24 protein-coding genes are annotated in these 20,382 nt (G+C 68.3%); 8 read left to right on the top strand and 16 right to left on the bottom strand.

The window, feature by feature from the left end; genetic code table 11:
* Positions 1-25: 25 nt before the first annotated feature.
* On the bottom strand, positions 26-694 hold the full coding sequence (locus tag AC5Y6X_RS22615) for a TetR/AcrR family transcriptional regulator (RefSeq protein ID WP_324678553.1): 669 nt from the start codon (positions 692-694) through the stop codon (positions 26-28).
* Between the two features lie 238 nt (positions 695-932).
* Here AC5Y6X_RS22615 and AC5Y6X_RS22610 point away from each other — a divergent pair, with 238 nt between their 5' ends.
* The gene (locus AC5Y6X_RS22610; protein ID WP_499989358.1) at positions 933-1,316 is read left to right on the top strand and encodes a hypothetical protein; all 384 of its coding nucleotides are present in this window, start codon (positions 933-935) and stop codon (positions 1,314-1,316) included.
* Positions 1,317-1,329: 13 nt separating this feature from the next.
* Here AC5Y6X_RS22610 and usfY read toward each other — a convergent pair whose 3' ends face one another.
* Both usfY and AC5Y6X_RS22600 read right to left on the bottom strand, forming a co-directional pair.
* Entirely contained in the window at positions 1,330-1,641 is a 312-nt protein-coding gene (gene usfY / locus AC5Y6X_RS22605; protein ID WP_499989356.1) for a protein UsfY, read from the bottom strand.
* A gap of 130 nt (positions 1,642-1,771) precedes the next feature.
* Complete coding sequence (locus AC5Y6X_RS22600; RefSeq protein WP_499989354.1) at positions 1,772-2,152, bottom strand: hypothetical protein; 381 nt, start codon at positions 2,150-2,152, stop codon at positions 1,772-1,774.
* Between the two features lie 411 nt (positions 2,153-2,563).
* Between AC5Y6X_RS22600 and AC5Y6X_RS22595 the strand changes: the two genes are divergently transcribed.
* Both AC5Y6X_RS22595 and AC5Y6X_RS22590 read left to right on the top strand, forming a co-directional pair.
* The gene (locus tag AC5Y6X_RS22595; protein ID WP_324678544.1) at positions 2,564-3,001 is read left to right on the top strand and encodes an anti-sigma factor; all 438 of its coding nucleotides are present in this window, start codon (positions 2,564-2,566) and stop codon (positions 2,999-3,001) included.
* Complete coding sequence (locus AC5Y6X_RS22590; RefSeq protein WP_324678542.1) at positions 2,998-3,786, top strand: RNA polymerase sigma factor SigF; 789 nt, start codon at positions 2,998-3,000, stop codon at positions 3,784-3,786. Before AC5Y6X_RS22595 ends, AC5Y6X_RS22590 begins: the two co-directional genes overlap by 4 nt.
* On the opposite strand, the gene AC5Y6X_RS22585 is transcribed toward AC5Y6X_RS22590, so the two are convergent.
* From AC5Y6X_RS22585 to AC5Y6X_RS22555, 7 genes are all read right to left on the bottom strand, one after another.
* Positions 3,757-4,179, bottom strand: a complete 423-nt coding sequence (locus AC5Y6X_RS22585) for an STAS domain-containing protein (protein WP_499989351.1) — start codon at positions 4,177-4,179, stop codon at positions 3,757-3,759. The genes AC5Y6X_RS22590 and AC5Y6X_RS22585 overlap by 30 nt on opposite strands.
* A gap of 217 nt (positions 4,180-4,396) precedes the next feature.
* Positions 4,397-6,193 (bottom strand): acetyl/propionyl/methylcrotonyl-CoA carboxylase subunit alpha, encoded by a 1,797-nt coding sequence (locus AC5Y6X_RS22580; protein ID WP_499989348.1) that lies wholly within the window; start codon positions 6,191-6,193, stop codon positions 4,397-4,399.
* Positions 6,194-6,320: 127 nt separating this feature from the next.
* A complete protein-coding gene (locus AC5Y6X_RS22575; protein WP_499989345.1) occupies positions 6,321-6,740 on the bottom strand; it encodes a SufE family protein in 420 nt (139 codons plus the stop codon).
* A complete protein-coding gene (locus AC5Y6X_RS22570) occupies positions 6,740-7,630 on the bottom strand; it encodes a sulfurtransferase (protein ID WP_499989343.1) in 891 nt (296 codons plus the stop codon). Before AC5Y6X_RS22570 ends, AC5Y6X_RS22575 begins: the two co-directional genes overlap by 1 nt.
* A 101-nt stretch (positions 7,631-7,731) precedes the next feature.
* The gene (locus tag AC5Y6X_RS22565; protein WP_499989342.1) at positions 7,732-8,376 is read right to left on the bottom strand and encodes a Maf family protein; all 645 of its coding nucleotides are present in this window, start codon (positions 8,374-8,376) and stop codon (positions 7,732-7,734) included.
* Complete coding sequence (locus tag AC5Y6X_RS22560; RefSeq protein WP_499989341.1) at positions 8,373-8,606, bottom strand: acyl-CoA carboxylase subunit epsilon; 234 nt, start codon at positions 8,604-8,606, stop codon at positions 8,373-8,375. Before AC5Y6X_RS22560 ends, AC5Y6X_RS22565 begins: the two co-directional genes overlap by 4 nt.
* On the bottom strand, positions 8,603-10,243 hold the full coding sequence (locus AC5Y6X_RS22555) for an acyl-CoA carboxylase subunit beta (RefSeq protein ID WP_499989339.1): 1,641 nt from the start codon (positions 10,241-10,243) through the stop codon (positions 8,603-8,605). Before AC5Y6X_RS22555 ends, AC5Y6X_RS22560 begins: the two co-directional genes overlap by 4 nt.
* Positions 10,244-10,278: 35 nt before the next feature.
* Here AC5Y6X_RS22555 and AC5Y6X_RS22550 point away from each other — a divergent pair, with 35 nt between their 5' ends.
* Both AC5Y6X_RS22550 and AC5Y6X_RS22545 read left to right on the top strand, forming a co-directional pair.
* The gene (locus AC5Y6X_RS22550) at positions 10,279-11,091 is read left to right on the top strand and encodes a biotin--[acetyl-CoA-carboxylase] ligase (RefSeq protein ID WP_499989337.1); all 813 of its coding nucleotides are present in this window, start codon (positions 10,279-10,281) and stop codon (positions 11,089-11,091) included.
* A 10-nt stretch (positions 11,092-11,101) separates the two neighbouring features.
* Positions 11,102-11,620 (top strand): PH domain-containing protein, encoded by a 519-nt coding sequence (locus AC5Y6X_RS22545; protein ID WP_499989335.1) that lies wholly within the window; start codon positions 11,102-11,104, stop codon positions 11,618-11,620.
* Here the strand turns inward: AC5Y6X_RS22545 and AC5Y6X_RS22540 are convergent.
* The gene (locus tag AC5Y6X_RS22540; protein WP_324678522.1) at positions 11,575-12,237 is read right to left on the bottom strand and encodes a GtrA family protein; all 663 of its coding nucleotides are present in this window, start codon (positions 12,235-12,237) and stop codon (positions 11,575-11,577) included. The two genes, AC5Y6X_RS22545 and AC5Y6X_RS22540, sit on opposite strands and share 46 nt — an antisense overlap.
* 98 nt (positions 12,238-12,335) lie before the next feature.
* On the opposite strand from AC5Y6X_RS22540, the gene AC5Y6X_RS22535 reads away from it, so the two are divergent.
* From AC5Y6X_RS22535 to AC5Y6X_RS22525, 3 genes are read left to right on the top strand one after another with little or no spacing between them, the layout of a single operon-like run.
* Entirely contained in the window at positions 12,336-13,553 is a 1,218-nt protein-coding gene (locus AC5Y6X_RS22535) for a 5-(carboxyamino)imidazole ribonucleotide synthase (protein ID WP_499989332.1), read from the top strand.
* The gene (gene purE / locus AC5Y6X_RS22530; protein WP_499989331.1) at positions 13,546-14,067 is read left to right on the top strand and encodes a 5-(carboxyamino)imidazole ribonucleotide mutase; all 522 of its coding nucleotides are present in this window, start codon (positions 13,546-13,548) and stop codon (positions 14,065-14,067) included. Before AC5Y6X_RS22535 ends, purE begins: the two co-directional genes overlap by 8 nt.
* A 21-nt stretch (positions 14,068-14,088) precedes the next feature.
* The gene (locus AC5Y6X_RS22525) at positions 14,089-15,258 is read left to right on the top strand and encodes an acyl-CoA dehydrogenase (RefSeq protein WP_499989329.1); all 1,170 of its coding nucleotides are present in this window, start codon (positions 14,089-14,091) and stop codon (positions 15,256-15,258) included.
* Positions 15,259-15,281: 23 nt separating this feature from the next.
* On the opposite strand, the gene pstA is transcribed toward AC5Y6X_RS22525, so the two are convergent.
* The 5 genes from pstA to AC5Y6X_RS22500 are packed head-to-tail and all read right to left on the bottom strand — an operon-like array spanning position 15,282 to position 20,322.
* Positions 15,282-16,130 (bottom strand): phosphate ABC transporter permease PstA, encoded by an 849-nt coding sequence (gene pstA, locus AC5Y6X_RS22520; protein WP_499989327.1) that lies wholly within the window; start codon positions 16,128-16,130, stop codon positions 15,282-15,284.
* 1 nt (position 16,131) lies between these two features.
* Positions 16,132-17,145 (bottom strand): phosphate ABC transporter permease subunit PstC, encoded by a 1,014-nt coding sequence (gene pstC, locus AC5Y6X_RS22515; RefSeq protein ID WP_499989424.1) that lies wholly within the window; start codon positions 17,143-17,145, stop codon positions 16,132-16,134.
* Positions 17,146-17,176: 31 nt separating this feature from the next.
* Positions 17,177-18,304: a phosphate ABC transporter substrate-binding protein PstS gene (gene pstS, locus AC5Y6X_RS22510; RefSeq protein WP_499989325.1), complete on the bottom strand. Its 1,128-nt coding sequence runs from the start codon at positions 18,302-18,304 to the stop codon at positions 17,177-17,179.
* Positions 18,305-18,343: 39 nt separating this feature from the next.
* Complete coding sequence (gene pstS / locus AC5Y6X_RS22505) at positions 18,344-19,468, bottom strand: phosphate ABC transporter substrate-binding protein PstS (protein ID WP_499989323.1); 1,125 nt, start codon at positions 19,466-19,468, stop codon at positions 18,344-18,346.
* A complete protein-coding gene (locus AC5Y6X_RS22500) occupies positions 19,465-20,322 on the bottom strand; it encodes an ATP-binding cassette domain-containing protein (RefSeq protein ID WP_499989423.1) in 858 nt (285 codons plus the stop codon). The genes pstS (AC5Y6X_RS22505) and AC5Y6X_RS22500 overlap by 4 nt, the downstream gene beginning before the upstream one ends.
* Positions 20,323-20,382: the final 60 nt, after the last annotated feature.

Here is a 20,382-nt window from a genome sequence, read left to right as displayed (position 1 = left end):
AACGGGCACCGACAAAAACGATTCCCTAGCGCGGCTCGAGACGCGCGGTCTCCATCGCGTGGGACAGCTCCTCGGGGATCTCGGGCACCCGGGCGATCGCGTCGAACAGCGCGTGCGCGCACGAATCGGCGAGGCGGTCGGCATTGCACGTGGGGTCGATGATGCGCTGCCGGCATGTCTCGAAGGTGAACGCGAGCCAGCCGTGGCAGATCACCCGCAAGTCCCGCTCGACATCCGGATCAAGCTTGGTCCCCAGCTTGTCCACGAGCTCGGTGATGCGGCTCATGATGTGTTCCATCTGGCGGTTCTTGGCGTCGTCCTCGACGCCCAGCAGGACCGGGTCCGACCGGCCCAGGCCGACGTACGCCGCCCACGCCGCCTCGGGGTTCTGCTCGTGGTAGGCCATGTACGCCATCACGCCGGAGCGCACCTCTTCGAACATCGTCAGGCCGGTGGCGGTGTCCATGTTGGTGGTTTCGTACAGCCGATCGGCCTCGTCCTTGACGACCGCGGCGAAGAACGCCCGCTTGTCGGGGAAGTAGTGATACATCAGTGCCCGGGACACCCCGGCGCGCTCGGCGATCTCGTCGATGCGGACCTCGTCGTAGGGCCGCTTCCCGAAAACCTCCGCGCCTAGCGCGAGCAACTCGGCGCGCCGATCCTCTGGCGATAACCGCCTCCTGGCTGTCGGCATGTGTCAGATAGTACTCACGGCGTTCAAGATCACCGGCGGACTGCGGTTATCCGCGGCGGTGAAGCGGCGGTGAAGTACGGCGGACGCTGTTTGGCCGGGTTTAGGGCTGGGTATGTGCTCCCATGCGCCTACCCGGCTGCTCGGAAAAGCGCGGGTTCGACAGACAGTTTCATAACGCGGTAACCAATATGAGGTAACGAACGAAGGACTAAGAGCAGCCAGAAGCGGGGGTTCTCAGATGCCGAAAGCCGATGAGCGGTCACGCGGGGACCGTTTGGGCCAGGAAGACGGCGAAGTACACGCCGCCATCCGCTTTGCCGTCCTGGCGACGGCCGCCGGGATCGGCTTCGTCGTGCTGGCCGCTTTGTGGGTCAGCACGTGTCCGGGAACGGGCGTCGACACGGTGGCGTGCGGCGCGCCCCAGCGGACGCTGCTGGCGTTCGGGGGACCGCTGATCCTCTTCGGCGGCGGGATCTGGGCGTTCCTGCGCACCTATCGGGTGTGGCGCGCCGAGGGCATCTGGTGGGCGTGGCACGGCGCGGGCTGGTTTTTGCTGACGTTGACCGCGTTGACGGTGTCCATGGGCGTGCCGGTGATCGCCGGCCCGGTGCTGGCCCTTTGACCAGCGCTTTTCACTAGTTTTGCGCGGCGCGCTGCCGCGGCGGTGCGTCGGCGATCTGCCACTGCTCGTCGATGCGGCGCACCCGGCGCAGCTCCATGACGAACCACAGCGCGCCGGCGACCGTTCCGAGCACGGCGACGAGCACGGTCGTGGGCAGCCATTCGGAATGCCCGTAGGCGGCGGTGACCGCGGTGCTGATCATCCCGGCAACCGCGACGACGAGCAGGATGAACCCCGGCCAGAAGAGATTGTCCTTCATCGTGATGCCGGCGTGGGGTTGCGTGGTCCGGAAATGATCCGTCGGGTCGTGATGCCTGTCTCCCATCAACCTCTCCCTCCGTCATCGGATGAGATACCCGAAATGCTACCCATTCGGCGGGCCTTGCGAAACCGCAAATCCACCGCTGACCAGCGGCGCAGCCGTTCGGGCGACTACCGTTTTGGTCAGGTTTCGGTCAGGTCGAGCCGGCCGGGCCGCGAACCAGCGTCTCGGGCAGCGAAATCGCCCCGACCGTCGTCACCAGCCAGACCACGACGGTGGTGGCGACCCAGGATGCGGCGCCACCGATGGTGATCCCGTGGGTCAATTGCGTGGCCAGACCCAACGCGACGATCGTCAACGCCAGGCCGGTGGCCCCGAGCAGGAGCGACGCGTAGGCCCGGGGCAACTTCAGGATCCACAGCGACAGGATCGCCTGCGACACCGAGAACAGCACGACGGCGACGATGAACCCGGAAGCCGTCACCGAAACGCCGGGAACCACCCACGCCGCCACGAGCAGCCCGATCGCCCACGGCGCCAGAAGCACAACTGCCCGCAGCAGAATTTGCCTCATGACGTCAAGTGTAGGTCGCACGCAGGGGCCCGGTAAGGCTCATCGGAAACGCTCCGGACGCGCGTCAGGAAACCCACGCCTGAATGGGGTTACCCGCCCCGTAGAGCGGGTACCTGGTCTAGACCATGATTGAGTGCCGCAATGATTAGCGTGGTTACCCCATCATGGGGGACAGAATCACGAAAGCACCAACGTAGATGGCTATCGCGACAACAAGCAATACGACCAGCGTGATCCCGGCGATGACCGCGACGCGTTTGAGCCGGCGCGTCCGAACCGTGTCGGTCGTGTCAGGCCCGTTCATATCGGGTGTAATACCCGGCGGGAACCATGACTAACCGGCTCGATCACGAGGTCGAAGGCGGCCCGCAAGGCGAAAGTAGTGTCAGTAAAACATTGCCGGGAGACCATATGACCGATGCGCTATTGCGCGGTGACAAGCGCCAACGGGGGCAACGCGCCGTCGAGGTGCATGTGGCCGCACGCCTGGAGAACCTCGCCATGCTGCGGACCCTGGTCGGTGCGATCGGCACCTTCGAGGACCTGGATTTCGACGCCGTGGCGGACCTGCGCCTCGCGGTCGACGAAGTGTGCACCCGGTTGATCCGGTCGGCCACCCCCGATGCAACGCTCGTCGTCGTGGTCGACCCGCGAGACGACGAGTTGATAGTGGAGGCGTCCGCCGCGTGCGACACCCATGACGTGGTGGCGCCCGGCAGCTTCAGCTGGCACGTGCTGACGTCGTTGGCCGACGACGTCCAGACTTTCCACGACGGTCGCGAGCCCAGCGAAACCGGCAGCGTTTTCGGCATTGCGCTGACGGCGCGGAAGGCGGCCGCCGGCAGGTGACGGCCCGAGATGCCGGCCGTTCGGATTCGCGCCCGAACGAGTACGCGGACGTTCCGGACATGTTCCGGGAGTTGGCCACCTTCCCCGCCGACTCGATGGAATTCCAGCGCCAGCGCGACAAGATCGTCGAGCGCTGCCTGCCGCTGGCCGATCACATCGCCCGGCGGTTCGAGGGCCGGGGCGAACCGCGCGACGACCTGGTTCAGGTCGCGCGGGTCGGCTTGGTCAACGCGGTCGTCCGGTTCGACATCGACGCGGGGTCCGACTTCGTCTCGTTCGCGGTGCCCACCATCATGGGTGAGGTCCGGCGGCACTTCCGCGACAACAGCTGGTCGGTCAAGGTTCCCCGGCGCCTGAAGGAACTGCACCTGCGGCTCGGCACCGCCACCGCCGACCTGTCGCAGCGGCTGGGCCGGGCCCCGACCGCGACCGAGCTCGCCGGCGAACTGGGAATGGACCGCGACGAGGTGATCGAGGGCCTGGTCGCGGGCAGCTCGTACAACACCCTGTCCATCGACAGCGGCGGCGGCAGCGACGACGACGACGCCCGCGCGATCGCCGACACCCTGGGCGACGTCGACGCGGGGCTGGATCAGATCGAGAACCGGGAGTCGCTGCGCCCCCTGCTCGAGGCGCTGCCCGAGCGGGAGCGAACGGTGTTGGTACTGCGGTTCTTTGAGTCGATGACGCAGACGCAGATCGCCGAGCGGGTCGGCATCTCGCAGATGCACGTGTCCCGGCTGCTGTCCAAATCGCTAGCCCGTCTGCGGGACCAGCTGCAGTAGCGGCCGCTGAGCCTGGCTCGCGGCCCAGGCGATGGACTTCAGCAGCGGCTCGTCGGCCGGCGTCGTCACCGGCAGCGCGCCGTCGGGGTCGCAGAGCCGCAGCAACCGCGACACCGCCGCGCTCGTCACCATCGCCCAGGACGCCTGGGCGGCCGAGCACACCACGTTGATTCGATGCAGCGCCGAAAAACCGGCGGTGCCAATGAATTCCAGGCCGCGCAGGTCCAGGATCACCCGCCGCGACGGGCTGACGCTGCGCTGCACGTAGGCGACGAGCTGGTCAGAGTTGGCGGCGTCGAGTTCACCGTCGACTGTGATCACCGTGCCCGCCGGTTCTCTGCGGGCACTGAATTGGGCCGTGCGGCTTTGTTGCCAAGATTGGGCCACAGACATGCTTACTCACTCCCTCACTACCGGAGGATTCGTGCTGTGGATACGCCGGCCGACCTGGTAATTGCTGTCGGGGCCAGGGAATTCGCTCAACCCTGCGTCATCGACGTATCCGGGCGGCTGTGAACTCAACCTGTCCTGAACCCTACCCGCGGCCGGCGCAGTCCGACAATGTTCTGTGAATTCTCTGAACCGATTCTCAGGAACGCTGGTCGGGCGCCTATTTGATCTCGGCGAGCACCGTGCCCTGGGTGATGGCGGCGCCGGCTTCGACCGCGAGCCCGGTGATGGTGCCGTCCTTGTGCGCGGTGACCGGGTTCTCCATCTTCATCGCCTCGAGGACCACCACCAGATCGCCGGCGGCGACCTGCTGCCCCTCCTCGACCGCGACCTTGACCACGGTGCCCTGCATCGGCGCGGTCACGGCGTCACCCGAGGCCGCGGCGCCGGAGTGCGATCCCCGCTTGCGCGGCTTGGGCTTCTTGCGGATCGCGCCGACGGCGTCGGTGGTGGCGCCGTTGGACAGCGCCAGGTCCGCGGGCAACGACACCTCCAGCCGGCGTCCGCCGACCTCGACCACGACCTTCTGCCGCGGCCTTGCGTCCTCGTCGTCGAGCGGCTCGGCGCCGGTGAAGGGCTCGACGGTGTTGTTCCACTCGGTCTCGATCCAGCGGGTGTGCACCGAGAAGCCGTCGTCGTCGCCGATGAACGCCGGGTCGCGCACGATAGCCCGGTGGAACGGGATGACGGTGGCCAGCCCCTCGACCTCGAACTCGTCGAGCGCCCGACGCGCCCGCGCCAGCGCCTCGGCCCGCGTGCCGCCGTGCACGATCAGCTTGGCCAGCATGGAGTCGAACTGGCCGCCGATCACCGAGCCGGTCTCCACCCCGGAGTCCAGCCGCACGCCCGGGCCCGACGGCGGGTGGAACTTGTTCACCGGGCCCGGCGCGGGAAGGAAGTTGCGGCCGGCGTCCTCGCCGTTGATGCGGAACTCGATGGCGTGCCCGCGCGGCGTGGGGTCCTCGGTGATGTCGAGCTTCTCGCCGTTGGCGATCCGGAACTGCTGCAGCACCAGGTCCACTCCCGCGGTTTCCTCGGTCACCGGGTGCTCGACCTGCAGCCGGGTGTTGACCTCCAGGAACGAGATCAGGCCGTCCTGGCCGACCAGGAACTCCACCGTCCCGGCGCCGTAGTAGTGGGCCTCCTTGCAGATCCGCTTGGCCGACTCGTGGATCTCCTTGCGCTGCGCGTCGGTCAGGAACGGCGCCGGCGCCTCCTCGACCAGCTTCTGGTAGCGGCGCTGCAGCGAGCAGTCGCGGGTGCCGGCGACGACGACGTTGCCGTGCTGGTCGGCGATCACCTGCGCCTCGACGTGGCGGGGCTTGTCGAGGTAGCGCTCGACGAAGCACTCACCGCGGCCGAACGCGGCCGTCGCCTCGCGCACCGCCGACTCGTAGAGCTCGGGGATCTCCTCGAGGGTGCGGGCCACCTTCATGCCCTTGCCGCCGCCGCCGAAGGCCGCCTTGATCGCGATCGGCACGCCGTACTCCTTGGCGAAGGCCACCACCTCGTCGGCGTCCTTGACCGGGTCGGGCGTGCCGGGGACCAGCGGCGCCTGCGCGCGGGCGGCGATGTGGCGGGCGGTGACCTTGTCGCCGAGGTCGCGGATCGACTGCGGGCTGGGCCCGATCCAGATCAGGCCGGCGTCGATGACCGCCTGGGCGAAGTCGGCGTTCTCCGACAGGAAGCCGTAGCCGGGGTGGACGGCGTTGGCGCCGGACTTGGCGGCCGCGTCGAGCAGCTTGCCGAAGTCCAGGTAGGACTCGGCCGACGTTTGACCACCCAGGGCGAACGCCTCGTCGGCCAGGCGCACGTGGGGCGCCTCGGCGTCCGGCTCGGCGTACACCGCCACGCTGGGCAGGCCCGCGTCGCGGGCCGCGCGGATCACCCGGACAGCGATCTCGCCGCGGTTGGCGACGAGCACCTTGGAGATCCTCGAGCTGGCGTGACTAGCCACGGCGCCTCCTGTTGGCATATCTGCAGACGGATTTTCTGCGGGCTTCTCTAAGAGAGTTTCTTACAACTTTGGGAAGTCTAAGCGGCGCGCCGACGCGCCGACGAGGCGGTGCCGGAATTCCACGTTTTCAAGGGGTCTCGCGCAATCGGCGCTTGATGCGGGCCAGCATCGCCGACATGCCGCGCAACCGCAGCGGGCTGATCAGAGCGGCCAGGCCCAGGTCGGTGTAGAAGTCCTCGGGCACCGCCAGGATGTCGGCGGCGGGCTGCTCGTCGAGGCCGGCGGCCAGGATCGAGGCGAACCCGCGGGTGGTCGGCGCCTCGGCGGGCGCGCTGAAGTACAGCCGCACCCGGTTGGGGTCGTGCGCGTCGACGTGCAGGAACAGCGGCGACTGGCACTCGGGCACCGGCTCCATCGCCGCCTCTTCGAGGTCGGACGGCAGCGCCGGCAGGTCGTTGGCGAATTCCAGCAGCAGCGTCAGCTTGTCCTGGCCCTGGACTTCGGCGAAGTCGGACACCACCTCGGCCAGCGGGGCGGGCATGCTCATCAGACCGAAACGGCTCCCGGCTCTTCGCCCGCGACGATCGGCACCCGCACGGTGTTGCCCCACTCGGTCCAGGACCCGTCGTAGTTGCGCACGTCGGGCTTGCCCAGCAGGTGCGTCAGCACGAACCAGGTGTGGCTGGACCGCTCGCCGATGCGGCAATAGACGACGGTCTTGTCGTCGGGCTGCAGGAAGCCGTACAGCTCGTCCAGCTCCTTGCGGCTGCGGAAGCGGCCGCTGTCGTCGACCGCCTTGCCCCACGGGATCGACCGGGCGGTGGGGATGTGGCCGGCGCGCAGCGCGCCCTCCTCGGGGTAGTCGGGCATGTGGGTGCGCTTGCCGGTGTACTCCTCGGGCGAGCGCACGTCGATCAGCGGCTGGCTGCCGAGGATGCCCAGCACGTCCTCCTTGAAGGCGCGGATCGGCGCGTCGTTGCGCTCGACGACGGGGTAGCCGGTCGACGTCTTGGTCGGGACCTCCAGGGTGGTCTCGCGGCGGTCGGACAGCCACAGGTCGCGCCCGCCGTTGAGCAGCCGCACGTCGGGATGGCCGAACAGGGTGAACACCCACAGCGCGTAGGCCGCCCACCAGTTGCTCTTGTCGCCGTAGATCACCACCGTGTCGTCGCGGGCGATGCCCTTGCGGTCCATCAGCTCGGCGAACTGCTCGCCGTTGATGTAGTCGCGCACCCGGGGGTCGTTGAGGTCCGTGTGCCAGTCGATCTTGACCGCGCCGGGAATGTGGCCGACGTCGTAGAGCAGCACGTCCTCGTCGGACTCGACGATCGCCAGGCCGGGGGCGCCCATGTTGGCGGACAGCCAGTCGGCGGTGACCAGCCGTTCGGGGTGGGCGTATTCCTTCAGGGACGGGTGTGGATCGGGGGGTAACGGCACGCTTTCGAGCCTACCGCTGGCGCCGCGAGCACCGCCGCCCGCGCCGGTCTGCTGCGACACTTAAACGTCTGCGAGGACACGCCGAGGCGCGTCGCAAACGATTAAGTCTCGGGGATGTCGGTCGCCCACAGCGCGGCCACCGACAGCCCGGCCCGCCGCAGCAGGGAGCGCAGCAGCGGCAGGCTCACGCCGATCACGTTCGACGGGTCGCCGTCGATCCCGTCGACGAACCAGCCGCCCAGCCCGTCCAGGGTGAAACCGCCCGCCACGTGCAGCGGTTCGCCCGACGCGACGTACGCGCGCAGGTCCGCGTCGTCGGGTTCGGCGAAATGCACTGTGGTACAAGCCGATTCGACCTCGCTGTGGGTTATTCCGCCGTCGCGCAGCCGCAGCAGGCAGTGCCCGGTGTGCAGCCGGCCCGGCCGGCCGGCGATCAGCCGCCACTGGTCCAGGGCGGCGTCGCCGGACTGTGGCTTGCCGCACAGCCGGCCGTCGATGTAGAGCATCGAATCGCAGCCGATCACAACGCAATCGGCGGAAACCGAGCCGTCCAGCCCGTCGGCCACCCGTTCGGCCTTGGCCCGCGCCAGGGCGCACACCATTTCGTCGGGCGAGGCGTCCGGGCCCAGGGCGGCGGCGATGCGGTCCTCGTCGACCCCGGAGACGACGACCAGCGGATCGATGCCGGCCTGGCGCAGCACCTTGAGCCGGCCCGGCGAGGCCGACGCCAGCACCACCCGGGTCAATGCCGCATGTGGGTCATTTGCTGCATGGTGAGCCGCTGGTAGTTGGACATCGCGAAGCGCAGCCGGTCCACCGGGAGCCCCCAGCGGGTGCGCTCGGGCTGCGGCGGTGCCGGCGCACTCCCGGCGCAGCCCAGCACCGCGATCAGCGCGGCCAGCTCCTCGGCGCTGGGTTGCCCCTTGAGGATCCGGATGTGCGGCTCGTGTGCGTGTTCCTCGGTCACAGCGCTCACAGCGGGATGTTCCCGTGCTTCTTGGGCGGCAGGTGCGCGATCTTGCGCTCCATCAGGCGCAGCGCGGTGCCGATGTAGCCGCGCGTGTGCGACGGCGGGATCACCGCGTCGACGTAGCCGCGCTCGGCCGCGACGTACGGGTTCACCAGCGTGTCCTCGTACTCCTGCTGCAGCTGCAGCCGCAGCGCGTCGACGTCCTTGCCCTCCTTGGCGGCCTCGGCCAGCTGCTTGCGGTAGACGAACCCGACCGCGCCGGAGGCGCCCATCACCGCGATCTGGGCCGTCGGCCACGCGATGTTGACGTCGCAGCCCATGTCCTTGGAGCCCATGACGCAGTAGGCCCCGCCGTAGGCCTTGCGGGTGATCACGGTGATCTTCGGGACGGTGGCCTCGCCGTAGGCGAACAGCAGCTTGGCGCCGCGCCGGATGATGCCGTTGTATTCCTGGCCGGTGCCCGGCAGGAAGCCCGGCACGTCCACCAGCATCACGATCGGGATGTTGAAGCAGTCGCAGGTCCGCACGAAGCGGGCCGCCTTCTCCGAGGCGTCGATGTCCAGGCAGCCGGCGAAGTGGGTCGGCTGGTTGGCCACGATCCCGACCGGCCGGCCCTCGATGCGGCCGAACCCGACGACGATGTTCTGGGCGTAACCGTTCTGGATCTCCAGGAACTCGTCGTCGTCGAGGATGCGGGTGATCACCTCGTGCATGTCGTAGGGCTGGTTGGGCGAGTCCGGGATCAGCGTGTCGAGCTCGATGTCCTCGTCGGTGAGGTTGTCCTCGATGGGGCCCTCCGGGATGGGCGCGGCGTAGCGGGGCGGGTCGGTCGCGTTGTTGGGCGGCAGGTAGCTCAGCAGGTCGCGGACCCATTCGAAGGCGTCCTGCTCGCCCGAGGCGACGTAGTGCGCGGTGCCGGACTTGGCCATGTGGGTGTGGGCGCCGCCGAGCTCCTCCATGGTGACGTCCTCACCGGTGACCGTCTTGATGACGTCGGGTCCGGTGATGAACATCTGACTGGTCTGGTCGACCATCACCACGAAGTCGGTCAGCGCCGGCGAGTACACGTGCCCGCCCGCGGCGGCGCCCATGATCAGCGAGATCTGCGGGATGACGCCGGAGGCCAGGATGTTGTTGCGGAAGATGCGGCTGTACAGGCCCAGCGAGACGACACCCTCCTGAATGCGCGCCCCCGCGCCGTCGTTGATGCCGATCAGCGGGCGGCCGGTCTTGATCGCCAGCTCCTGCACCTTGACGATCTTCTCGCCGTACACCTCGCCCAGGCTGCCGCCGAACACCGTGGCGTCCTGGCTGAAGATGCACACGTCGCGGCTGTCGATGGTGCCGTAGCCGGTGATCACGCCGTCGCCGAGGGGCCGGTTCGCCTCCAGGCCGAAGTTGGTGCTGCGGTGCCGGGCCAGGGCGTCGAGCTCGACGAACGAGTCCTCGTCGAGCAGCGCGAGGATGCGCTCGCGGGCCGTCAGCTTGCCCTTGGCGTGCACCTTTTCGACGGCCTCTTCACCCACCGGGTGCAGCGACTCCTCCCGGCGCTTGTGCAGCTCGGCCAGCTTGCCCGCGGTGGTGTGGATGTCGATGGTGTGCTCGGTGGACCGCTCTGCGGTGTGGTCCGAAACGCTTGTCATGGGACTCGATGTTATCGGCAGCCCTAAGCTGGGCCGTGATGGACCGGGATCAGCTGAGAACGCCGTTGAACCAGGCCGCGCTGCGGGCCGAGCTGATCGGGACCGGGCTGGGCTGGCGGCAGCTCGACGTCGTCGAGCAGACCGGCTCCACCAACGCCGACCTGCTGGCGCGGGCCGAGTCCGGTGACGACGTCGCCGGGGCGGTGCTGATCGCCGAACACCAGACCGCCGGTCGCGGGCGCCATGGCCGCGGCTGGTCGGCGTCGGCGCGCGCCCAGATCACCATGTCGGTCGGCGTCAGCGTCGTCGACGTCCCGACGGAGGGGTGGGGCTGGCTGTCGCTGGCCACCGGTGTGGCGGTGGTCGACGCGGTGGCCCCGCTGCTCGAACCGGCCGGCGTTGAAGTCGGGCTCAAGTGGCCCAACGACGTGTTGGCCGGGGGCGGCAAGCTGGCCGGCATCCTTTCCGAGGTGGCGAGGCCGGTGGTGGTAATTGGCTTGGGGCTCAACGTGACTCAGGCGCCCGAGGAGGTCGACGGCACCGGGGCGACCTCGCTGCTGGACCTCGGGGTGCCCACGCCCGACCGCGACCGGCTGGTCGCCGACGTGCTGCGCGAACTCGGCGGCCGCATCACCACCTGGCGGCTCGCACGCGGCGCCGACTGGCAGCTGGCCGCCGACTACCGCGCCCGCAGCCTGACCATCGGCACCCGGGTGCGCGCCGAGCTGCCCGGCGGCAGGGAGGTCGTCGGGACCGCGAGCGCCGTCGACGACCAGGGCCGGCTGTGTGTGGAGACCGGCACGGAGACCGTCGTCGTTTCGGCCGGTGACGTCGTGCATTTGCGGTAACTTCGCGACCATGAGCTACCCGGACAACGCCCTGGCCGCCGGCGAACAGGTCGTCATACACCGCCACCCGCACTGGAAGCGCTTGATCTGGCCGGTCACGGTTCTCATCGCAGCGACCGCGCTCGCGGCGTTCGGGTCGGGCTACCTCAACTCCACGCACTGGGAGCAGCTGGCCAAGAACATCATCCACGGCGTCATCTGGGGGGTCTGGCTGGTGATCGTCGGCTGGCTGACGCTGTGGCCGTTCTTGACTTGGCTGACAACACATTTCGTCGTCACCAACCGGAGGGTGATGTTTCGCCACGGGGTGCTGACCCGCAGCGGGATCGACATCCCGCTGGCGCGGATCAACAGCGTGGAGTTCCGGGACAAGCTTTTCGAGCGGATGTTTCGGACCGGGACGCTGATCATCGAGTCGGCATCACAGGATCCGTTGGAGTTCTACAACATTCCGCGGCTGCGCGAGGTGCACGCGCTGCTGTATCACGAAGTCTTCGACACCCTGGGTTCCGAGGAATCGCCGAGCTGACCCAGCCGGGCGGCCCGGCGGTTGCGCCACGCGCGCAGCAGGGTGACGTTGCCCCCTTCGATCTCGTCCTCGAGCATCTCGGCGATGCCGCCGGCGGTGAGGACGGACTCCAGCGCCTTGTCGGGGCTGCGCGCGAACTCGTCGGGGAACACCCAGCGGCGGAACGCCCAGAACCGGAATGCCATCTGCAGCAGGTTGCCGATGATGTAGGCCGAGATGAAGTCGGCGACGTTCTCCACCGTCAGCGAGACCGTCGGCACCCGCAACTGCAGAACGTAGCTGGAGATCCACAGCGGGGCCATGGACAGCAGCACGCCCACGCCGCTGAACGCGAAGAACAGCAGCGCCTCGTGGTGGCGCTCGCGCCCGCCGCGGTCGCGGAAGCTCCACTCCCGGTTCAGCACGTAGGACGCGATGACGGCGACGATGCCGGCGATGACCTTGGCGGTCACCGGCTTGGGCTCGAGGATGGTCAGCTTGAGGGTGTAGAAGATCGCCGAGTCGATGATGAACGTGGTGCCACCGACGATGGCGAATTTGATCAGTTCATGATGGCGCTGCGCAAACGGCTGAACGATCCCGGGCAAACGCGCGATTGTGGCTTCGGCGAAGGACACAACTCGCCAGTGTACGGGCGGACGCGAAATCGACGCAAAATGGTACCTAACGATTCTGTGTCACGGCCGGTCAACACACCGCCGGGGGCCATGACACCATGATGGCCGTGCCCAGTTCACTCAGCCCGCTGGCAGCCCCCCTGGTCGCCATGGTCGGCGGCGGTCAGCTCGCCCGGATGACCCATCAGGCCGCGATCGCGCTGGGGCAGACCCTGCGGGTGCTGGCCACCTCCGCCGACGAGTCCGCCGCGCAGGTCACCCCCGACGTGGTGATCGGCTCGCACACCGACCTGGACGACGTGCGCCGGGTCGCCGAGGGCGCGACGGTGCTGACCTTCGACCACGAGCACGTCCCGACCGGCCTGCTGGAGAAGCTGGTCGCCGAGGGCGTCAACGTGGCGCCGCCGCCGCAGGCCCTGGTGCACGCGCAGGACAAGCTCGTGATGCGGCGGCGGCTGGAGGTGCTGGGCGCCCCGGTGCCGCGCTACGCGGAAATACGGAGCGTCGACGAGCTCGACGCCTTCGCGCACCGCACGGCCGGCCCCGTGGTCGTGAAGGCGGTCCGCGGCGGCTACGACGGGCGCGGGGTTCGGATGGCCCGCGACCCGTCGCACGCCCGCGAGATCGCGACCGCCTTCCTCGACGATGGCGTGCCGGTGATGGCCGAGGAGCAGGTGAACCTGCGCCGCGAACTGTCGGCGCTGGTGGCCCGCTCGCCGTTCGGCCAGGGCGCCGCGTGGCCGGTCGTCGAGACCGTGCAGCGCGACGGGATCTGCGTGCAGGTGATCGCGCCCGCGCCGCGGCTGCCCGAGGAGGTGGCGGCGGCCGCGCAGCGGCTGGCGCTGCGGTTGGCCGACGAGCTCGGCGTGGTCGGCGTGCTCGCGGTCGAGCTGTTCGAGACCGCCGACGGCGCGCTGCTGGTCAACGAGCTGGCGATGCGGCCGCACAACTCCGGGCACTGGACCATGGACGGGTCGCGCACCGGCCAGTTCGAGCAGCACCTGCGCGCGGTGCTGGACTATCCGCTCGGCGACACCGACGCCATCGCGCCGGTCACCGTGATGGCCAACGTGCTGGGCGCCGCGCAGCCGCCGGCGATGACCGTCGACGAGCGGCTGCACCATCTGTTTGGCCGGATGCCCGACGCCCGGGTGCACCTGTACGGCAAGCAGGAGAGGCCCGGGCGCAAGGTCGGCCACGTCAACTTCCTGGGCGCCGACATGGCCGACCTGGCGAAGCTGCGTGAACGCGCCGAGGCGGCGGCACACTGGTTGTCACACGGGCAGTGGCTCAATGGATGGGATCCACATGACTAAACAGGTCCGGCCCCGCGTCGCGGTGATCATGGGCAGCGACAGCGACTGGTCGGTGATGGCCGACGCCGCGGCGGCGCTGGCCGAGTTCGACATCCCGGCCGAGGTGCGGGTGGTCTCGGCGCACCGCACCCCGGCGGCGATGCTCGACTACGCCCGCGGCGCGGCCGACCGCGGCATCGAGGTGATCATCGCCGGCGCCGGCGGCGCCGCCCACCTGCCGGGGATGGTCGCCGCCGCGACGCCGCTGCCGGTGATCGGCGTCCCGGTGCCGCTGGCGCGGCTGGACGGCCTCGACTCCCTGCTGTCGATCGTGCAGATGCCGGCGGGCGTCCCGGTCGCCACGGTCTCCATCGGCGGCGCCCGCAACGCGGGCCTGCTGGCCGTGCGCATGCTCGGCTCGTCGGACCCGCGGCTGCGCGCGCGGATCGTCGCCTTTCAGCAGGAGCTCGCGGAGAGCGTGCGGGCCAAGGATGCGGCCCTGCAGGAGCGCCAGGCTAAAGTTACCGGCGAGTAGCACGCAGACTAGGAGGCCAAGATGGCTCGGTGGGCCGGAGACCCCGCGTTCGACCTGTTCCAATTGCCCGAGGAGCACCAGGAATTGCGGGCCACGATTCGGGCGCTGGCCGAACGGGAGATCGCCCCGCACGCCGCCGACGTGGACGAGAATTCCCGCTTTCCGCAGGAGGCCCTCGACGCGCTGAACGCGTCCGGGTTCAACGCCGTCCACATTCCCGAGGAGTACGGCGGCCAGGGCGCGGACGCCGTCGCGGCGTGCATCGTGATCGAGGAGGTGGCCCGCGTCGACGGATCCGCCTCGCTGATCCCCGCGGTGAACAAGCTGGGCACCATGGGCCTGATCCTGCAGGGTTCCGAGGAGCTGAAGAAGCAGGTGCTGCCGTCGCTGGCCACCGAGGGCGCGATGGCCTCCTACGCGTTGAGCGAGCGCGAGGCCGGAAGCGACGCGGCGTCGATGCGGACCCGGGCCAAGGCCGACGGCGACGACTGGATCCTCAACGGCACCAAGTGCTGGATCACCAACGGCGGCAAGTCGACCTGGTACACCGTGATGGCGGTGACCGACCCGGACAAGGGCCCCAACGGCATCTCGGCGTTCATGGTGCACAAGGACGACGAGGGGTTCAGCTTCGGCCCGAAGGAAAAGAAGATGGGCATCAAGGGCTCGCCCACCACCGAGTTGTACTTCGAGAACTGCCGCATCCCCGGCGATCGGATCATCGGCGAACCGGGCACCGGGTTCAAGACCGCGCTGCAGACCCTCGACCACACCCGGCCCACCGTCGGCGCGCAGGCCGTGGGCCTCGCGCAGGGCGCGGTGGACGCCGCCGTTGCCTACACCAAGGACCGCAAGCAGTTCGGCAAGTCGATCGCCGAGTTCCAGGGTGTGCAGTTCGAGCTCGCCGACATGGCGATGAAAGTCGAAGCGGCCCGCCTGATGGTGTACACCGCCGCCGCCCGCGCCGAACGCGGCGAGCCGAATCTCGGATTCATCTCCGCGGCCGCGAAGTGCTTCGCCTCCGACACCGCCATGGACGTGACGGAGGCGGCCGTGCAGCTGTTCGGCGGCGCCGGTTACACCACCGACTTCCCGGTCGAGCGGATGATGCGCGACGCCAAGATCACCCAGATCTACGAGGGCACCAACCAGATTCAGCGGGTGGTGATGTCGCGGGCGCTGCTGCGCTGATCGGTGCCCGGCAGCAGAACCGGCTATACCGATTCGGAGTGTCGCCGTGCCAACCAGGTGATCAGCCGGCCGAGGATGATCAGCAGCAATACGAATACGATCAGCAGCAACGCCGCGTCATAGGACAGGGCGCGAGCCGTCTTCGACGGCAGGTTGTAGAAGGTCCAGATCGGGTAGGTCAGGTAACCGACCGGTGAGTCGGTGAGCTTTCCGGTCGGGGCGGAATTCGACCAGCCCGCGGTGTACAGCATCGGCGCCGTCTCGCCGACCGCCAGTGCGAGCGCTACCAGCAGACCGGTGACGATTCCGGGGATCGCCGACTTGAGGACGATTTTGCGCAGGGTCCAACCGAGCGGCAACCCGAGCGCCTCCGCCCCCTCCCGGTAGGACGTGGGCACCTGAGAAAGCGCGGACTCGGTGGCCTTGGCGATGTACGGAATGCTCATCGCCGAGAGCGTCAGCACCCCCGCCGCCAGGGAAAACCCCCAGTGGAACGTCACGACGAGTGCCACATAGCCGACGTAGCCGAGCACGATCGACGGGATGCCGGACAAGACCTCGTAGGCGCCGCGCAGAACCGATCGCGTTCTGCCGCCGGCGAATTCGGAGAGATAGATCCCGGTCAACACGCTCACCGAGCCGCCCACCAACATGACCCCGACGCCGACGACCACGGTGCCGATGATGGCGTTGCGCAGGCCACCGCCGTTGCCGCGCGTGTCGGTTACCAGCACGCGCCAGTGGAACACCGGCAGCGCACGGCCGATGACTTCGATCAGCATCCACAGCGTCGGCACGACCACCACCGCCAAACAGCACACGCAGGCGGCCCAGAACAGAGCGTTGACGATCTTGCGCCTCGTTGTGCTCACTTCAGACACCTCGTCCCACCGGTAGCGCGGTACCCGACACCCGGCGCACCAGCGCGCGAGCCGCCACATTCGTCAGCAACGTGATCACCATCAGCACCAGCGAGACCTCGGCGAGGGTCTTCACCGCGAAGTTGGTGAAGTCGGTCATCGCCGAATCCAACTGCGACACAACGGTGGCGGCGATGGTGGTCATCGTCGCGTAGATGTTGGCGGGCATCGCGCCCAACACCGCACCCGACACCATGGCGACCGCCATCGTCTCTCCCAACGCGCGTCCAAGCCCCAGCACCACGGCGCCGACGATGCCGCTCGACACCCACGGCAGGGTGACGCGTCGCGCGCACTCCCAGTCGGTCATCCCCAGCGCGACCGCACCCTCGCGCGGCAGCACCGGCACCTGTCGGATCAGATCGCGGGTAGTGCTGGCGATGATGGGAATGACCATCACCGCCAGCACCAGGCCGGACACCAATAAGCCCTCGCCGTTGCCGGTGTTGCCGCGGAAGTAGTTCAGCACCGGCACATCGGGAGCGTTACGGGCGATCACCGGAGCGACGTGATGGGCGATGAACGGCCCGAAAGTCATTGCGCCCCAAAGCCCGACGATGACGCTCGGGATGCCGGCGAGCAATTCGAGCACCATGCCGATGGCCGACGCGAGACGTCTCGGCAACCGTTCCACGATCACCAGCGCCGCGCCGATCGACACCGGCACGGCGATGATCAGAGCTATCGCCGAGGTCGCCAGCGTCCCGACGATCAGCGGCAACGCCCCGTAGTACGCGCCGACCGGGTGCTGGACACCGCGGGTGACGACGGCGTCGCCATAGGTGTTGCCCGGGTTCCAGTCGGTCGCGGTGAAAAAGTGCAGCCCGTTGACCCTGATCGCGGGCAGCGCCTCGAGGAGCAGCGTCGTCAGCACGAATATCAGCGCGAGCAGCGGAATCACCGCACCCACCGCACCCAGCGAACGAACAGCGAGACCCGCGCGACTCGCGCCGCGAATCCGGGCCAGCGCGCGCGACACCGAGTCGGTCACCGAATTCCTATTGGGCGCTGATCTTGGCGATCTGGGCGTCCGACAACTTCACCACCGGGGCCGGCAACGGCTGGAAGTGAACCTTGTCCAGGAACGAGGCGTTGTTGCCGTCGGTGATTGCCCAGTGCAGGAAAGCCTGCAGTGTCTGGGCGGTGGCGCCGTCCTTCTGGCTGCCGTTGACGATGGCGTACTCGTAGTTGACGATCGGGTATCCGTCGGCGGCCGGACCGTTGATCAGCGAGATCGCCTGGTTCGCGGGCGTCGTCGACGCGAAGCCGGCGGCCTCGGCCTGAATGCTCTGGGCGTCGGGAATCAGGTACTTACCGGAGGCATTTGCCAGCTGCGCCTCGCCCAGCCCCTTCTGGCCGGCCTGGTCGAGGAAGCTGATGCCGATGTAGGCCACGCAGCCGGGAGTGTTCGCGCAACCGGTCACCATGCCGCCGTTGCCGTTCTCGCCCAGCGCGCCCGGTACCGCCGGGAAGTCGACGGTCGTGCCGAAGCCGGGCGAGCGGCCCCAGCCGTCGGGGTCTTGCTTGGACAGGTACTGGGTGAACAGGAAGGTGTCACCGGACCCGTCGGAGCGGTGCAGCGGGATCACCGGGGTGGCGGGCAGATTCACACCGGGGTTGAGGCCGGTGATCTGCGGGTCGTTCCAGGTTTTGATCGTGCCCTGGTACATGGCGGCCAGCACTTTGCCGTTCAGTTTGAGGTGTTCCGTGACGCCGGGCAGGTTGTAGTTGACCTGCTGCGCCGAGATGGCCAAGGCGATGTTCATCAGCCCCTTGTGCTGGGCCATGTCGCCCTCGGACAGGTAGGCGTCGGAGGCGCCGATGTTGACCGCCCCGGCCGCCGCCTGGGAGATCCCGGTACCGGAACCCGTGCCCTGGGGAGTGATCGTGACGTTCGAGTACTTGTCGTGATAGGCCGGGGCCCACAGGTTGAACAGTGGGTACAGCAGTGTGCTGCCGGTCTCCGACAATGTCACCGGCGATGTCGCCGGCGTCGTGGCGACCGGGCCGCCGCCACCCCCCGGGTTCGACGAACCGCCCGTCGAGTTCGAACCGCAGGCGCCCGCGGCCAACACCAGCGGTGCCGTGGCCGCCAGCGCCAGCAACTTACCCAAACGAGTCTTCACGATATTTCCACCTTTCCGTATCAATTCCCTTGCGTTACTTCATCCGCCGATCTTTGCGATCTGGGCGACCGACAACTTCACCACCGAGTCCGGCAACGGCTGAAAGTGAACCTTGTCCAGGAATGTGGGGGAGTTACCCTCGGTCACCGCCCAGTGCAGGAACGCCTGCAGCGTCTGCGCGGTGGCGCCATCGGTTTGGTTGCTGTTGACGATCGCGTACTCGTAGTTGATGATCGGGTACCCGTCGGCAGCCGGGCCGTTGATCAGCGAGATCGCCTGGTTCGCCGGCGTCGTCGAAGCGAAGTCGGTGGCCGCGGCCCCAATGGTCTTGGCTTTGGGCAGCAGGTACTTACCGGAGGCGTTGCCCAGCTTCGCCTCACCGAGCCCCTGCTGGTCGGCTGCGTCGAGGGAGCCGATGCTGGTGTAGGCGACGCAGCCGGGGTTCGCGGCGCAGCCGGTCACCATGGCGCCATCGCCGTTCTCGCCCAGCGCGCCGGGCACCGGGGGGAAGTCGACGCTGGTGCCAAAGCCGGGTGAGCGGCCCCAGCCGTCGGGGTCCTGCTTGGACAGGTACTGGGTGAACTGGAATGTGCTACCGGACCCGTCGGAGCGGTGCAGCGGGACCACCGGGGTGTCGGGCAGCTGCAAGCCGGGGTTGAGGGCCGCGACCTGCGGGTCGCTCCAGGTCTTGATCGTGCCCCGATACATCGCGGCCAGCACCTTGCCATTGAGCCTGAGGTGTTGGTGGACGCCGGGCAGGTTGTAGTTGACCTGCTGAGCCGAAATGGCCAAGGCGATGTTCATCAGTCCCTTGTGCGCGGCCATGTCGCCCTCGGACAGGTAGGCATCGGAGGCGCCGATGGTCACCGTCCCGGCCGCCGCCTGGGAGATCCCCGCGCCCGAACCGCTGCCCTGGGTGGCGACGGTGACGTTCGGGTACTTCTGGTGAAATGCGGGACCCCACTCACTGAACAGTGGGTAGAGCAGGGTGCTGCCGGTCTCCGTCAACTCCACCCTGGACGCCGCCGGCGCGGTGGCGACGCTCCCGGCGGCGGACCCGAGATTCGGCGAACCACCCGTCGGCCCCGAACCGCAGGCCGCGACTCCCAGGGCCAGCGGTGCGGCGGTCACCACGGCCAGCAGCGCGCCCAGACGAGGGTTCACGTCCTCGCTTCCCCGCGGGTCCCCGCCGCCGTCGGGGAACCCCGATTCGACCCGTCGGCCGGCCGAAACGGGGCGAAGTAGCGGACTGTTTCGGCATGTTTCGGCGACAGGAACAACTGTTCGGTGGGCCCTTCCTCGACCAGCCTGCCTTCGAAGAAGAAGGCGGTCCGGTCACCGGTGCGGGCGGCCTGAGCGAGATCATGGGTCACCATGACCACGGTCAGGCGATCGGCGAGCGATCGAATGAGTCCTTCGATTTTCTCGGTGGTGGTCGGGTCCAGCGAGGAGGTGGGTTCGTCGAGCAGCAGCACCTCCGGGTTGACCGCCAGCGCACGGGCCAGGCACAGCAACTGCTGCTGACCGCCGGAGAGCCGGAACGGCGAATCACCGAGCCGGTCCTTGACCGCATCCCACAGGCCCACCTCGGTGAGTCGGGCCTCGGCGACATTTCGGAATTCCTTGCGCGCCACCATTTTATGAGCGCGCACACCCGCGACCACGTTGTCCATGATCGACATCGGGAACGGATTGGGACGCTGGAACAGCATGCCGACACTGCGGCGCAGCTCCATCAGGTCGCGATCCTTGAAGACACTGCGCCCTTCCAACAGGACGTCACCGCTGTGCCGGAAACCGGAGACTTTGTCGTTCATCCGGTTCAGGGTCCGCAGGAAGGTCGTCTTACCGGAGCCGGTGGGCCCCAGCAAGGACGTGACCGCGCGCGCCGGAAAGTCCAGGCTCACCCCATCGAGTACGGTTTTGGCGCCGAAACCCAGCGTGAGGTTCACCGCTGCGATCGCAGGATGGGCCGTGTTGGGGGCACCGCCGTCCGCGTCGAGCTGTTCACGGTCCATCAACGACGATGTTACTTGCCGGTACTTCCCGTTTCCGAGACGTTCAGTTCCGATGCAGCG

The sequence above is a fragment of the Mycobacterium sp. NGS26 genome, from assembly GCF_059813025.1.
The sequence above is the reverse complement of the archived record's forward strand: the minus strand, read 5'-3'. Positions and strand labels throughout refer to the sequence as shown.